The organism is Calothrix sp. FACHB-168, assembly GCF_963889195.1.
GTDB classification, from domain to species: Bacteria; Cyanobacteriota; Cyanobacteriia; order Cyanobacteriales; family Nostocaceae; genus Aulosira; species Aulosira anomala_A.
Window position 1 is genome coordinate 14,228 of sequence record NZ_CAWPNJ010000040.1, and the last position, 15,514, is coordinate 29,741.

Below are 15,514 nucleotides of genomic sequence, written 5' to 3' on the forward strand. Positions count from 1 at the left end.
TACTAAAACTGTAACAGCCATGAAATCCCTGGTAGCTGAAGATTATTCTAGGTAATGAGAAACTTCAAATGTCAACAACCCTGTCTCAATAAATAGGGCTACCACACATCCTCTGAGGTTTTGAGCCGATTTAAGAATTAGTGTGAGAATTCAGCCATGTCTTACCCGATTCCATCCAAACTCTGGCAGCGAATCAGTATTGCAGCAATGTTGTTATTAATACCGTCAGTCGGAATGGCAATTTTACGTCAATCTGCAACGGTGGCGATTCCAGTCAATCAAAATCCTCAAAGTTCTACCGCAGCTAACCCCATTCCAGTCAATCACCCTGACTATCAGTCACTTCAAGCATTAGTACAAAAGTATAGTTGTGTTGTCTCAATCGCCAACTTTGGCACTTTGCCTATAACTAGAGCTGAGTTTGCCACCATCTTAAATGCCTGTGTGAATCGTAGCAATCAACTAATAGCGACAGATCCGAAAATTGTTACCCCAGCAGATATACAAACCTTGCAACGTTTGCAGTCTGAATTTGCGCCAGAGTTAGCAATCCTCAAAAAACAGACAGAAGAATTGGATGCTAGTACTGGTGTAACGGCTACTGAGAGTAATAGTAAAACTCAACCCCTACCATCAATTGCGCAAGAGCAAGCTGTTAACCGCCCAGCAAGCCCTAAACTACCAGCTATGAGGATCAGAGGAATCGTTAGCCCTGAACCTCAGCCAGATAGATTCAACACAGAAAACTATAACCGAATTGATGATAATGCCTTTCATCTTGTCAATAATGACCCACTTTCTACCTTTTCCATTGATGTAGATACAGCATCCTACAGCAACGTGCGACGGTTTATTACTCAAGGAGAATTACCGCCCAAGGATGCAGTGCGAATTGAAGAATTGATCAACTATTTTACATACAATTATCCCCAACCAACAGGCGATCGCCCTTTTTCTGTGACGACGGAAGTAACTGCTGCTCCTTGGAATCCCCAACATAAGCTGGTACAGATAGGTTTGCAAGGTAAACGTAGCGAGAGCGAAACTTTACCACCTAGTAACTTAGTATTTCTGATTGATGTCTCTGGTTCTATGGATGAACCCAATAAATTACCCTTGGTGCAACAGTCCCTGAAATTGCTAGTAAATAAACTGCGTCCTGAAGACCGAGTCAGTTTGGTAGTCTATGCGGGGAATGCGGGATTGGTATTACCTGCTACTCCTGGTAGTCAGAAAGCAAAAATTTTGGCAGCAATTGACCGCTTGCGGGCTGGAGGTTCTACTGCTGGCGGCGAAGGTATTGAACTCGCCTACAAGATAGCTAAACAAAACCTGATGAAATCTGGTAATAATAGAGTAATTTTAGCTACCGATGGAGATTTTAACGTCGGGGTTTCTAGCGATGGGGAACTGACGCGATTAATTGAGCAGAAGCGAGACCAAGGAATTTTTCTCACAGTATTAGGATTTGGTACTGGCAATTACAAAGACTCAAAAATGGAACAACTTGCCGATAAAGGTAACGGCAATTACGCTTATATTGATACCCTATTAGAAGCCAAAAAAGTTTTAGTCAACGATCTCCGGGGAACTTTATTTACCATTGCCAAGGATGTGAAAATTCAAGTGGAATTTAATCCGGCGAAAGTTCAGGCTTATCGCTTGATTGGCTACGAAAACCGTTTGTTGCAAAACCAAGATTTTAATGATGACAAGAAAGATGCAGGCGATATTGGATCTGGTCATTCTGTGACAGCGCTTTATGAAATCGTTCCTACTGGTATCAAGAGCGATGTGAAACTACCAACAGTAGACCCTTTGCGCTATCAGCGTTCTGGTGTAACTCAAGTGGATAATACCAGCAATGAGTTAATGCAAGTCAAATTGCGTTATAAATTGCCTCAAGACAGTAACAGTCAACTAATTAGCCAAACTATCCAAGATGATGATTCCCGCAACGAACGGATACCCTCAACCAACCTCAGATTTGCTGCGGCGGTGGCTACTTTTGGCATGGTACTACGTGATTCTGAGTATAAGGGGAATGCTAATTATGATTTAGCAATCAAATTGGCAACTCAAGCTAAAGGTGAGGATACAGAGGGCTATCGAGGTGAGTTTATTCGTCTGGTAGAGCAATCTCAAGCATTGAGCGGGAAGAAATAATATCTTCGTGAAGGTAGCAGGGGGGAAAATAAATGTTGGTTGGGCTTACCTTGTGTAAACCCAACAATACCGAAGTTTTCGGGTGTTGGGTTACCCTTCTCCTGCGGAGACACTACGCGAACGGGAAGCTGCTTGGCGTTTACCGAACTTATACCAATTCAAATAATCTAGAGGGCATGGCAGTGCCAGTGCCCCTACAATCTGTCGTATTCTTTTTTTCAAGGGACTTATACCAATTCAAATAATCTTTGCAACACATCAAAATAATCTAGAGGGCATGGCAGTGCCAGTGCCCCTACAATCTGTCGCATTCTTTTTTCCAATTGGTATTACAAAAAATAAATTACCCATATTCCGTAGTGCGAGCAGCGTTCGACTGAGCGCTCACGCCGAAGTCTTGCTCGCTGATCTTCCAAAGCGAGCGAGACGTTTGTCCTTCGGACACGCTACGCGTTAAGCGAAGCTATGCCGAAGGCTTTACGCACTACAAATTTATTCGGTATTTAAAAAATTGGATGTCCCCAATTGGTATTACACTACGAAATCGCAATTGATTAGGCGGATATGATATAATATTCAGACAATTTTGCATACTTTGGGAACTTGCTGGAAAAAATTAAACGCAAGGATCAGCAGTCCTAAAATATCTGTCTGCGTAAGCTAGCTATCTGGTAAAGATATATCGGGTAATATTTTATACGGTTTTAGCACATTCTCAATATCATTACTGAGATTGTCTAAATCATTAGGGACTTCCAAATAAAAAAATATACAACTATTTATTGTGCGGTGGGCGTCTCGCCCGCCCATAGTCAAAGGCGGGCAAGATGCCCACCCCACAAGATTGGATAATTTATTTCTTGGAAGTCCCTTAGTATCAATAATGCCTTTTTCCTTCAGCGCAGATATCAGTGTTTCCCAACTTTCCTCACCCGAATCTGGTAAAAACGGATGATGCACAATCCAACGAATTGTTTGCAGCAACCTTTGAAGCGATGCTAAATCAGAATATGGGTGAGGTGGTGATGGAGATATAGAGGGATGAACGACTGACAACTCTACTGGCGGGTTAACAGATATCTTCACTGATTCATGACTATCTTGTATAACTCCGCCCTGATTGACAACTAACAAATCACCAATGAAATCATTTTTTTGTAACCAATGTAAATCAGATGCGATCGCTTGAGCATCGGCGTAGATATTACCACACAATTTCCCCATACAGGCGGTGATTTCTTCTAGAGAACTGGCAAACTCTGGAAGCGTACCAAATATAGTTTCTAGCTGACTGGGTTGGGTGGCTTGCAGATTTCCTATTCCCGGATAGCGAATCGTCAGCGAAATCAGATGCATTAACCGTTCAAAATCTAGTAACTCGCTGTAGGGGTGTAAGGTAATTTGGCGATTTTGGTTAGCATAGTTGATGATGCTATTGGGAAGTTCTGCGATATGGGTGAATATTTCTTGAAAGTTGAAATTTGCTGAAGTGACATTAATTTGCTTGACTGCTGCAAAACCTTCTGCGGCTATGGGTGGAAAGTCTTGCAAAGATTTGTACATACTCTCAATTATGACCTGTGGCACTTGGCGATTGCGCTGTTGGTTGCGTAACTGACAAACGGCGATGGGGGTTTGCAAATACCAAGCCATCCACACAGCCGGAGTTAGCGCCTTAAGTTTCATTAAGAAAACCATCCGCCACATCCGCTTGGCATTAGTAGCATCATAAATTACCTCATAACCCTGAGCGATCGCATCTACAATTTCAGCGATAACTTTCTCCTCAATCGCCAACCAATCACCTTGAATACTTGCATCTCCATAGAGTTGTTGACGAATTACATCAGTAGAAACAATGCGATAATTCCCCAGCTTGGCAAATTCAGCTGCAAAAGTAGACTTCCCGCTACCAGGTACACCAATGAGAAAATGACAAATCATAACCAACTATCAGCTATCACTTTTTTTAAAAGCCACTATCAACTGCGCATATCAGGACGTTTCAAAACAGACTCAGAACTGATATAAGTATTTTTGATGAGTCTTTGATTGATGAGTTGATAGACAATGCTGGGGCAGAGGGTGATGATTTTACCACAAAAGCTTGACTATAACTACGGTGTTTTAAACCCAATCTTTATTTCGTTGTTTCAATCCCGCGAACGGGGTTGGGGGGAGTGCGTAAGTTCTGAATTTGTCAGTTTAACATCACCAAGAATTGAACAGACGCGAGTAAATTAAATTTCGCGTCTGTTCGTCAAGATACTTAGCCGAAAATTAGACAAGCCTTAAAAATAGGGGCTACTTTCGGGGTTTGAAAACACGCCCTGGGACAGAAATAAACACTGCTAGTTTGAACCTTAAGTTTTTCTGGAAAAAAGCCTAATACCAATTTAAATAATCTTTGCCACACATCAAAATATTCTTGAGGGCATGGCAGTGCCAATGCCCCTACAATCTGTCGCATTCTTGTTTCCCATTGCTATAATTAGGTAAATTAAGGCAAAATAAAGCCATATTTTTTGAGTACAGCTTTAGCTTGACTGCTAGTTAAAAATTTAGCAAATTCCTTGGCAGTTTCAGCGTTTTTACTGCTTTTGAGGACTGCAAATGGATAAATAATCGGAGAATGGTATTTTTCGTCAGCTGCTACGACAATTTTGACTTTATCTGAGATTTTGGCATCGGTGATGTACACTAAACCGGCATCAGCGTTACCACTTTCTACAGATGCAAGTACTTGGCGTACATTGTTAGCGTAAACCAACTTAGATTTAACTTGCGGCAAAATCTTTAATTTATCAAGGACTTGCTCTGCATATTGTCCTGCAGGTACACTTCTCGGTTCACCAATGGCGATTTTTTTGATTTTGCTATCTTTAAGCTTGTAAAAGCTGGTGATGCCTGTAATATTTTTAGGCACAATCAACACCAAACGGTTTTTTGCTAAAACAGAACGAGTTCCTTTGAGCAAAAGTCCTTTTTCTTCTAAAGCATCCACTTGTCTTTTAGCGGCGGAAATAAAGATATCTGCAGGCGCACCTTGTTCTATCTGTTGCTGCAAAGCACCAGAAGCGCCAAAATTAAAATTAATGTTGGTATTTGGCTGACTTTGTTGGTAAATAGGCTTGATCTCTTCCAACGCTTCTTTTAAACTAGCAGCCGCAGATACCAGCAGGGTGACCTGTGACTGTGCGAGTACAGGCGACGGTATAAGAGTCGGTAATCCAGTGGCTACAAGGAAGTTAGCAACTGCTGTAGCAATTAAAGTAAGAATTTGTCTTCTGTTCATAAAAAAACTATTTATAAAATTGACACTTGGTAGAATCGTACAATATCACCAACATTTTACCAAGCAAATTGGTAACTCTATGTCAAGAAAAGAACATGACAGGAAGAGTGGAAGATTTTATGATTGTAAATTTTTAGTATTTGGAAAATTTGTAACTAATGCTACATTTTAACCAACTTAATTGGTATAAATTTTACTTTTAATAGGGTAATTAGTTTTCAAAAGCCATAATTTTTGTGGGTTTACACCAACTATCTTGGTTGCTATACCAGTTATGTTGGTTTAATGATATTTGAGGTGTGAGGGTAATGTCCACTTTTGTCAAGTCTTCATTGTTACTACTATTAGCTAGTATGATGACAGCGAAAGCTGCATCAGCAAATCCAGTGGGAGGAAATAGTCAGCCACTTGCAGATGACAACATAGAACAGTCGAACTCTGCAATGGAGCAGGTGACATCAGTATCGCAACTGTCTGATGTGCAACCAACAGATTGGGCATTTCAAGCTTTACAGTCTTTGGTTGAGCGCTATGGCTGTATTGCTGGATATCCAGATAGCAGCTTTCGCGGAAATCGAGCGCTGACTCGCTATGAATTTGCAGCAGGTTTGAATGCTTGTTTGAATCGAGTCAAAGAACTGATTGCAACTGGTACCGCCGATTTAGTCACTAAGCAAGACTTGGAAACCTTACAAAAATTGCAACAAGAATTTGCTGATGGATTAACAGAACTTAGGGGAAGATTAGATGGTTTAGAAGGTCGTACAACTACCTTAGAAAGTCAACAATTTTCTACGACTACCAAGTTAAATGCAGAAGTGATTGTTAGTCTTGGTAGCGTGTTTGGTGGCGATCGCGCTTTAAACTCAGATGTATGGAATGAAATTAATGCTCGTCCCGCAGGCGCAACTAGAGAAGCTTTTGCCAATAGTCAGTATACAGCATCAGGTGGAAGGAGGCTGCAAGATAGAGCCACATTGAGCGATCGCATCCGCATCAACTTTGTGACAAGCTTTACTGGACAAGACCAATTATTTACCCGTTTAGAAGCTAATAATACCATTGCTTATAGTGGTGCTGTCACCGGCACAAACATGACTCGCAATTCTTGGGACACTACCAATAATCCTGATAATAGCGTTCAGATGGGTAAGTTATATTATCGCTTTCCTGTAGGCGATCGCCTGAATGTGATTGTTGACGCCATTGGTGGCGAATTTTACGACAATTTCAATACCTTTAACCCGTTTTTGTCTTCTACTCCCGTGGGTTCCTTATCTCGTTTTGGTCGTTTCTCGCCCATTTATCGCGCTAGTAACACCGGCTCTGGTAGCAATGTGGGTTCAGGTATCAGTGCAAATTTTAAGTTGAGTGACAGCATTACTCTATCAGGTGGTTATCTCGCTCGCAGAGCTAACGATCCGAGTAACGGTAAAGGTTTATTTGATGGGAGTTATGGCGCAATCGCACAATTGGCTTTTCAACCAAACAAAGACTTTACTCTAGGTTTGACTTATGCACATTCCTACCTCAGAGGCGCTAACAATGATGGTGATGTGGTAGTTTCGGGTTCCTATGGTAGTGCATTTGCGAATAATCCCTTTAACTCAAATGCTACTACTCCAGTCAACACAACCAGCAATCACTATGGGCTACAAGCCAACTATCGTTTCAGCCCGCAATTTACCCTCGCTGGCTGGGTAGGATATACACAAGCGATCGCGGAAAATAGTTCTGGTGCTAATGTGAATCGTGGCGATAAAGCAGACATTTGGAACTGGGCGGTGACTTTAGCCTTCCCTGACTTGGGTAAAAAGGGTAATCTTGGTGGTTTGATATTTGGACAACCACCCAAGGTAACTGGTAACGACTTTGGCAATAATAGCGTGAGCGCGACTAATCTTGTACCAGACAGACGGATAGACACTGATACATCTTTCCATTTAGAGGCTTTATATCGTTATCAAGTTAATAGCAATCTCTCGATTACACCAGGTTTGATTGTGATATTTAACCCCGAACATAACAGCAATAACGACACTATCTATACAGGACTGATTCGGACTACATTCCGCTTTTAAAGACTCAGTTTCGCTCGGTTTAAACCTGGGCGAAGTTTGAATCTTTGCAGCCATAATTCTAAGTCAATTCCTTCTGTAGATGAAGGGGTCTTAAATCCTTGAATTTACGATAAAACTTGAGCGAAGATAATACTTCTATCTTCAGAATTATTAATTAGGACTTACGCAAAAATTGCCAAAAAGCTTATTTTATGAACCGCCCTTCGGGTTCAGCAGTTCGCAATCGACGCAAAGCGCCAAGACTGCGACTGCTTCACCAAGACGCCAAGAACGCCAAGAGTTCGTAGAGTGTGCATAAGTCCTAATTAATTACGAATTATGAATTACGAATTACCTTTTTCAACAATATATAATATATAAATGGTCGATGACCCACCCGACTGTATGGACATCAGACAGGCTAACTTCAAAGTAGTAAGACTTGCCGCAGCAACATCAGAGATCGGGGAAAACGCGAGTCCTGCTGGTCAGCTTTGCTGTAAATCCAAGACAAACGTACCGTAAAACAAATTAAACTGCCTATGGAAGATGGGCGGCTGCCTGGGTTCTCCCTTGAGGAGATAAAGCTGAGAAATCAGCAGAGACGCTGTGTGAGACCGGATTAAACACGGGTTTAACGAGGCAACGGCGAATGAGACGGGAAGCCTACTGTGTACGCGAAGCGTCACTGTAGGTACTTCACGAATTCTCTTAATGCATCTACTAACTTTTCAATCTGCGTTGGTTGATGCGTCGCCATTGCAGATATGCGAATGCGGCTTGTAGGTACGGTTGGCGGGCGTATGGCTGGGGCGAAAATTCCCGCAGCCTTTAAATATTTACCTGCTTTTAAGGCGTCTGCGGCGGTTGGTAATTGAAAACATAATATAGGTGATTCTGAAGGTAGTAATTTTAATTCAGATACCTGTTGTTGCATTAATTTTTTTAGGTAAGCGACATTCTCCCACAATTGGCTGCGGCGTTGGGTTTCTTGTTGTACTATTTCAATGGCGGCTAAGGCTGCGGCTGTGTCTGCGGGGGAAAGTCCTGTAGTATAAATCCAAGTGGGGGCGCGATTACGTAAGAAATCTATTAAGGTGGCACTGCCGGCGACATATCCGCCTAAACTACCTAAAGCTTTACTTAATGTGCCGATTTGAATGAGTTGTTTTCCTGTACAATTAAAATGTTCCACGCAACCTGCGCCAGTTTTACCCATAACTCCGGTTGCATGGGCTTCATCGACTAGGAGCATACAGCTAAATTCTGCTGCTATATCTATTAATGCGGGTAAAGGACATAAATCGCCATCCATGCTAAAGACGCTATCGGTGAGGATTAAGCAGCGACGGTAATTTTGTCTTTGCTCAATTAACTGGTTTTTTAAAACTGTAACATCACAGTGGGGATATTCGAGAATTGCTGCACCACTGAGAATTGCACCATTTTTCAGGCTGGAATGATTATACTGATCCGAGAGGATTAAATCGCGCTTACCTACCAATGCAGCGATCGCACCTAAATTTGCTAAATACCCTGAACTAAATACTAATGCATCTTCGGTTTGTTTCAAAGATGCGATCGCTCTTTCTAATTCTCTATGTAATTCCCGATGTCCGCTAAGTAATCGCGAACCAGTAGTTCCTGTGCCAAATTTTTCGGTAGCTGCAACCCCGGCTATAATTAAACGCCGATCCCCCGCTAATCCTAAATAGTCATTGCTGGCAAAATTTATTACTTCTCGCCCTTCTAACAACACAGTAGCACCACACAGCCCATCAATCGTTTGGACTGAGCGATACCAATCCGCCCGATGAATAGTTTCCAAAGACTGCTCTAGCCAAGCATAAGGATCTATGGGCATTGTAAGTTAAGAGAATGGGAGAGACAACTGACAACTGACAACTGACCATTGACTATTAACTAATTTGCTCGCTACTGCTAAGATGAGCGATCGCTTGTTTAATCCAATCTTCTACATAAGCATCTTTAGGAAGTCCAATATCTTCGCTGACTACGTGTAAGGCGTGGCTGACTTCATGGGCAGTGTAGCCTAAAGCAAACAGTGTCATTTGCACTTCTTCTAAAATACCTGGTGCTGGCCCCCCTGTAGCCACGAAGAACCCTGCGGATTTGCGCCACTCGATTAATTTGCTTTTGAGTTCTAAACAAATCCGTTCGGCGGTTTTCTTACCCACACCTGGCGCTTGAATGAGAATTTGGATATTCGCCGCAATAATTGCTTGGACTAAATCTGGGAGTTCTAAGGTGTCTAACAGAGTAATCGCTAAAGCCGCACCAATTCCGCTCACACTCAGCAAATGACGAAATAAGTCTCTTTCGGCTGGGGAAGAAAAGCCATACAATAAGGGCACTTCTTCGCGGACTTGGTAATGGGTAAAGATTTGCACCACTCCCCCTGAATCAGGTAAAGACTTTGACAGCCGTTGGGGAATGTGCAAATCATAGCCGATGTTATTGACCTCAAGGGTCAGTATCACCCGATTACTACTAATTGTTTGAACACCAGCAACGATACCTTTGAGATAGCTAATCATTCTAAAAATCCAAAATATTTTAAGCCTTCGAGAATGCCACCCGCACAAAAGTTTTGTGCTAGGTAACGGTAGTCAGCTGGATGCTCATTATGCCACTGAATTAGCTCAGGGCGAGCATTACCAACAATGATTCCCCTTTCGTTGCCTACAGCAAATAAAGCAATATCATTACCCGAATCGCCACAGACAACTGTTTGTTCAGCTGCAAATTTCCACTTTTGGCGTAAAAATTGCATTGCCTGACCTTTATCGCTGGAAAGGGGAACAATGTCAAGATCAATTCCGCTACTATAGATTAACTTTTTGTTTAATTTATGTTTTTGTAACTCTAACTCAAGTTGCGATAAAATTCCAGGTGCTACAGATTTTTCTAAAAAAAAGCTCACTTTAAAGGGGCGCTGTTCGGATTCTGGTTGCAAAATTAACTCAGGGTATTTGGCTGTTATTGATAGTAACAATTCCCGATCCCAGCCTGGAGACAGAATTTCTGACCAAGCTGGATCTGGGGTATCGCTACCATCGAAGTAAATTTCAGTACCAACAGATAATACTAGTGCATCTGGTTGTAAAAGATTTTTTTCGATTTGTAACTCTCGGTAAAGGTGAGGCGATCGCCCGGTAGCATAGACAATTTTAGTACCATATAATTCACGATGTTGCTGGAGGCGATCGCTTAACTCTCCACGAGCATCATCATTACCAGCATCATGATCTACAAAGGTATGATCTAAATCAGATACGAATAAAAAATTGGTCATAGCAACTCCTGGTTTGAACACAGCTATGTTACGAAACGTAAATATACCTGAAAGCCTTACCAATGACAATTAACTTAAGAAAGGTAAAAGGCTCAAACTAGGAAAAAATTTATTTTCCCTGTTGCCAAGTTCAGCGCAACTATCTTAAGTATGAAAGATAAAAAAGATGTATTTCTACAAGTAGGCGCAAGAAATAGGAAAATTATATGACACTGAGCAAAAGTGAAAAAATGGGCAAAGTAACTACCACAATCACTATTACTAATCAAATTGACCAGACTCTTGCAGAACGAGGATTTATTCCCACAGAACAAATACGCTCAATTACTTTATATGATGTTTTAGTTGACACAGGTGCAACCAGACTATGCTTACCTAAAAATATTATTCTTGATTTAGGATTACCTCTTCAAGGGGAAGTAGATATAAAAATAGCGACAGGAGTACAAAAAGCGCGGATTTTTAAAATGTTAAATCTTTCAGTTGAGGGACGAGAGGGGACATTTAATTGTATTGAATTACCAGAAGGTTCTGATGCGTTATTAGGATTAATACCTTTAGAAGATTTAGGATTAGAACCAGATTTACAAAATCAGAAATTGCGAGTTTTGCCAGTTGAAGGAAAAGATACTTATTTGATGGTTTTATCAATATAAGATTCCTACGCAAATAATTTCAGAGAATCAAAATGATCATTTGTCATTTTCCTACCCCTTAGTACATCACAAAATAATTGTAGTGCGGGCATCTTGACCGCGTTTTAGAGGTTGTTTGAAAAGTGGTTAGCTGTGATTTTAAGCACTATCTATCCCTCCTAATCCCCCTTTTTTAGGGGTATTTAGGGGGATATAAAAGTATTTGATACATCATTTGGGACTTTTCAAACATCCTCTTATATACAAATTAGATGCGTCGCAGCTTATCACCCTAAAATTCTTAGTTGCTGGTGAGACTTTCCGTAATCATATCCCCATTATGAACGGGTCTAATTAGCTGCTTGAGAGGAATTTGAATCACAAACTCTGTTCCTTGTTCAGGTGTCGAAAAAAATTCTAACTTGCCGCCATGTTTTTCGGTAATAATTTGATAACTAATAGCCATTCCCATTCCCGTTCCCTTCCCGATAGGTTTTGTGGTGAAGAACGGATTGAAAATCTTTTTTTGAATTCCTTCGGGAATTCCAATCCCATTATCAGCGATCGCAATTTTTACCCAATGTGAATCTACGACAGAAGTACGAATTGTGATGCGACTGGGATGATCCTGGATTTGGCGATAAGTTCGTTTAGCATTGAATTGTGCGATCGCATCAAGAGCATTTGCCAGGATATTCATAAATACCTGATTGATCTGTCCGGCATAACATTCTACATGGGGTAAGTTGCCATAGTCTTTAGTGACCAAAATTTCTGGGCTTTTGTCATTAGCTTTCAGGCGATGCTGCAAAATTAACAACGTATTATCAATTCCTTCATGAATATCTACCGCCTTGAACTCACTTTCATCCAAACGAGAGAAATTACGCAGTGACAGCACAATTTCTCGGATGCGTTCTGTGCCGATATTGATTGAATGCAATATTTTAGTTGCATCTTTTTCGAGAAACTCTAAATCAATGGCTTGACGTTCGTTTTGAATTTCGGCTGGTGGATTGGGGAAATAACTGTGATAAAGCTCAACCAGCCGCAGTAAGTCATGGGTGTATTGCTTGATATGGCTGATGTTGCCGTAAATAAAACTCACAGGATTGTTAATTTCGTGAGCAATGCCTGCTACCATTTGACCTAGAGCAGACATTTTTTCGTTTTGAATCATCTGAGTTTGCATTTTATGCAAACTATTTAACGTATCTTCTAACTCTTGGCTTCTTTGCTGTAATTTAGCTTGTGAGTCTTCTAACTCGCAAATAACTTTCTTTAGTAAAAACTCCTTGGTGGAAATGTCAGATTCTAACTGGCGGCGTTCATTTTCGCAGCGTTCTAGCTTTTTTCGCAAAATGCGGTTTGCCTTTTCCAATTCTTGAAATTGTATGGAATTGTCCTGGTTATCCATGCACGACTTATTTTGTTCCTATTAACAATGTGACAAAAGTTTTATTATGAAATTGTGTTTGACCTTTGCCAACCAAAGGAGCAATTTCACCGTAAGCATAGAAACCACAACAAACTAATGCCTCTGGTAAATGAGTTTTGACAAGCTGATACTCTTGTGTTGCAAGAGTTCCCAAAATTCGCCGCCTAGCAGCACAGGAAATCAGTAACGCTGCGGTAGGCTCTAAACCAGGGTAATGGGTGAGAGCATTCTTTAAAGATGTCTCGGAAGCTGACAGAATATCATCACGAGTTGCATCAGTAATTTGAACAACTGCCTGTTCAGGAATATCTGAAAAGAAAGTAACACTACCAGTTTGTTGATCGTATCCATTGGGAGCGCGCATATAAAAATGGTCTTGATCTTGAAAAACTGCCAGAGCATGAATTGCATAGTTGGCAGCAAATTTTTCTTTTCCCAGATAGTGCTGATAAAAATCTAAGGCGCGTTCTCCATCGATTTCATAGACTACATTGCCATCCACTTTCGTGACACGGCTACGTTGGCTAATAGGAGTCCAGCCACTAGCTACTCCGTGGGAAAATAGGAGTTTGCCAAAGAACAGCAACACTGGTACTGAATCGCTTAACACTTCACCCTGAAAAAATTGGTAGGTCTTGTCAAAGGTATAATCATCGGCAGCCATTCCCCCAATGATGGGAATATGCTCTCCCAGGCTTTGTTTTAAACCGTCTAAAATCAATACGCCATTGCTCGTTAAACTATCGGGAAAAGTCAAGCATAATTGTGGTGTAGATGTACTCTTTGCCATTGCTTGAGCGATCGCAATTTGGGCTGCAAGCGCCGGATTTTTCGATGCTCCCCTTCCAATACCTGCGCGAATTTCCACTTCGTCTGTAGCAAACAGCATTAAAGTTAGAGAATCTTGTTGAAACTCCAGAGTTGAGGATATTTCTCCATTTGTCGTACCACCGATTAACTCAATTCCCGGAAAAGCGTCTTGGATACGTTGCAAAATTAACACATGATCAAAGTCAATAGCAGTGAATAAAATTCCAGCTTGAGGAATTAAACCGCCAAAGGAAGAACTACATTGTTGAATAACTTCAGCGATCGCGTTTTGAGAATCAGGATCGTTACTATGACCTACAACAACTCTAAACACAGTTACCTCATTTTTAGCGTGAATATTTAGCGTGCTAATTTAATTTGGATGTCCGCACCTTACACCCTACAATTAGATTTCCCACTTAGATCAGCTAAATCTCAATTCACTTTTTTTTCTTAGTAATAAAAAATTTATAGGTTAACTGGTATTTTGAGAATTGCAAAAAACATTGATGGCTAGAATGCTGACCTAGCATGATTTTTAGGAGATTTTGTAACCTTCTATACGATTGCCATTTACCCCTAAAAACTAAAACACCCAACAATAAAAATTAAGTGTTGGGTGTTTTGCTGATTTGTTTTAGTGCGCGGTTGCTATAAAAATTAAATAGCATTATTTAATTTCTATCTCGCAATGAGGCACTATTTTTTTGATTAGCTTGTCCTACAAATTTACAGCAATTAGGGACTATTTCATACTAATCTTATTAGGCTCAGAGAGATTCTTTACTGCATTGGCAACATAGATGTAAGTTCCTACTCTGGGAAAAAAGTCAAATGGTTGTTGTTTTGCTTCCATCTGTAAAGCAGGAGGTAGTAAATAGAAGATTTGTCTGAAATCGGCTCTAAGGTTTTCAGTAGTACCTGAAACTAGCAAACAAGATGAATTAGCTTGTTTCTTACCATTAGTTTGGTCATAGAAAATTTGTGAAAATGCCTTGACTGTCAAATCATCTTTAGGGGAAACATAGACCAAGTATCCTTTTCTATCTAATTCATCAGCGCTCCTTTCCGCATCTCTTACATTATCAAAGAAAGCAATTTCAGTTTGTTTAATTTTCTGAGGGCATTGATTTGCTACAGGTAATCCAGCTACTACACTGTATATTCTGCCGTTAAGAGGAGCATTAACAGTGAACAATGTGTTAGTTCGAGGACTCACAGGCGTTGATGCTTGCAAATCAAACCAAGCTTCAGTAAATGAGCCATTAATTCCGTTGTTCTGCTGATTTTGTGCGAGTACTTGTTTATAAGCAGCTGGAAAATCGCTGAGATTTTCAGGAAGAATAGCACTTGTATCGGGATTAGGAAGCGCTAAGTCATATTTCAATTGTTTATATATATTTAATCCTAGTGCGTGTTGTTCTGGAGTGATGTAAAAAGTGACTATCCCACGAGATGGAGGCTGAGGCGATTGTTGAGCTAAAGCAGGGCTAGCACCACTTAGATACACAACAAGGCTAAGTATAACGGCAAGAAACGAAGTGAATTTTTTCATGAATTATCCGTAAGATTCTCTGTTACTCAGGTTTACTTGGTTAAGTAGTTTTTCTCAACCACGCATATCTTTTAGACATTGATCGCAGTATCTATTTATTTAATACTGATTAACTACAGTAATAATACTGAAAATAGTAAAATTTGAGCTAATAATCATTCAAACTGTTGGGTTTCGCAGAGCCTCAACCCAACCTACAATTTTCCTTACAGCATCTTCCTGTAAATAGACCACACTGT

General features: G+C 40.7%; 11 protein-coding genes. 3 read left to right on the forward strand and 8 right to left on the reverse strand.

The features are described 5' to 3' along the window. The first annotated feature begins 156 nt into the window (after positions 1 to 156). Positions 157 to 2,166 carry a vWA domain-containing protein gene (locus tag AACW45_RS23075; RefSeq protein WP_190635141.1) on the forward strand — a complete coding sequence of 670 codons (2,010 nt, stop codon included), beginning with the start codon at positions 157 to 159 and terminating at the stop codon, positions 2,164 to 2,166. 660 nt (positions 2,167 to 2,826) lie between these two features. Here AACW45_RS23075 and AACW45_RS23080 read toward each other — a convergent pair. Together AACW45_RS23080 and modA are read right to left on the reverse strand one after the other, a co-directional pair. Continuing rightward, a complete protein-coding gene (locus AACW45_RS23080; RefSeq protein ID WP_190635143.1) occupies positions 2,827 to 4,110 on the reverse strand; it encodes an ATP-binding protein in 1,284 nt (427 codons plus the stop codon). Positions 4,111 to 4,666: 556 nt separating this feature from the next. Further along, positions 4,667 to 5,461 (reverse strand): molybdate ABC transporter substrate-binding protein, encoded by a 795-nt coding sequence (modA, locus tag AACW45_RS23085; protein ID WP_190635145.1) that lies wholly within the window; start codon positions 5,459 to 5,461, stop codon positions 4,667 to 4,669. A gap of 308 nt (positions 5,462 to 5,769) precedes the next feature. Between modA and AACW45_RS23090 the strand changes: the two genes are divergently transcribed. After that, positions 5,770 to 7,542 (forward strand): iron uptake porin, encoded by a 1,773-nt coding sequence (locus AACW45_RS23090; protein ID WP_190635147.1) that lies wholly within the window; start codon positions 5,770 to 5,772, stop codon positions 7,540 to 7,542. A 664-nt stretch (positions 7,543 to 8,206) separates the two neighbouring features. Here AACW45_RS23090 and bioF read toward each other — a convergent pair. The 3 genes from bioF to AACW45_RS23105 are packed head-to-tail and all read right to left on the reverse strand — an operon-like array spanning position 8,207 to position 10,837. After that, positions 8,207 to 9,385 carry an 8-amino-7-oxononanoate synthase gene (bioF, locus tag AACW45_RS23095; protein WP_190635149.1) on the reverse strand — a complete coding sequence of 393 codons (1,179 nt, stop codon included), beginning with the start codon at positions 9,383 to 9,385 and terminating at the stop codon, positions 8,207 to 8,209. Positions 9,386 to 9,440: 55 nt separating this feature from the next. Then, a complete protein-coding gene (ruvA, locus tag AACW45_RS23100) occupies positions 9,441 to 10,079 on the reverse strand; it encodes a Holliday junction branch migration protein RuvA (RefSeq protein ID WP_190635151.1) in 639 nt (212 codons plus the stop codon). Then, positions 10,076 to 10,837 (reverse strand): sucrose-phosphate phosphatase, encoded by a 762-nt coding sequence (locus AACW45_RS23105; RefSeq protein WP_190635153.1) that lies wholly within the window; start codon positions 10,835 to 10,837, stop codon positions 10,076 to 10,078. Before AACW45_RS23105 ends, ruvA begins: the two co-directional genes overlap by 4 nt. A 206-nt stretch (positions 10,838 to 11,043) precedes the next feature. On the opposite strand from AACW45_RS23105, the gene AACW45_RS23110 reads away from it, so the two are divergent. Continuing rightward, positions 11,044 to 11,493, forward strand: coding sequence for a retroviral-like aspartic protease family protein (locus AACW45_RS23110; protein ID WP_190635155.1), 450 nt, complete (start codon positions 11,044 to 11,046; stop codon positions 11,491 to 11,493). Positions 11,494 to 11,773: 280 nt separating this feature from the next. On the opposite strand, the gene AACW45_RS23115 is transcribed toward AACW45_RS23110, so the two are convergent. The 3 genes from AACW45_RS23115 to AACW45_RS23125 all read right to left on the reverse strand — a co-directional run bounded on the left by AACW45_RS23115 (position 11,774) and on the right by AACW45_RS23125 (position 15,275). Next, positions 11,774 to 12,889 (reverse strand): sensor histidine kinase, encoded by a 1,116-nt coding sequence (locus tag AACW45_RS23115; RefSeq protein ID WP_190635156.1) that lies wholly within the window; start codon positions 12,887 to 12,889, stop codon positions 11,774 to 11,776. 7 nt (positions 12,890 to 12,896) lie between these two features. After that, complete coding sequence (locus AACW45_RS23120; protein ID WP_190635158.1) at positions 12,897 to 14,054, reverse strand: FIST N-terminal domain-containing protein; 1,158 nt, start codon at positions 14,052 to 14,054, stop codon at positions 12,897 to 12,899. Positions 14,055 to 14,465: 411 nt separating this feature from the next. Next, complete coding sequence (locus AACW45_RS23125) at positions 14,466 to 15,275, reverse strand: hypothetical protein (protein ID WP_190635160.1); 810 nt, start codon at positions 15,273 to 15,275, stop codon at positions 14,466 to 14,468. Between the last annotated feature and the right edge of the window lie 239 nt (positions 15,276 to 15,514).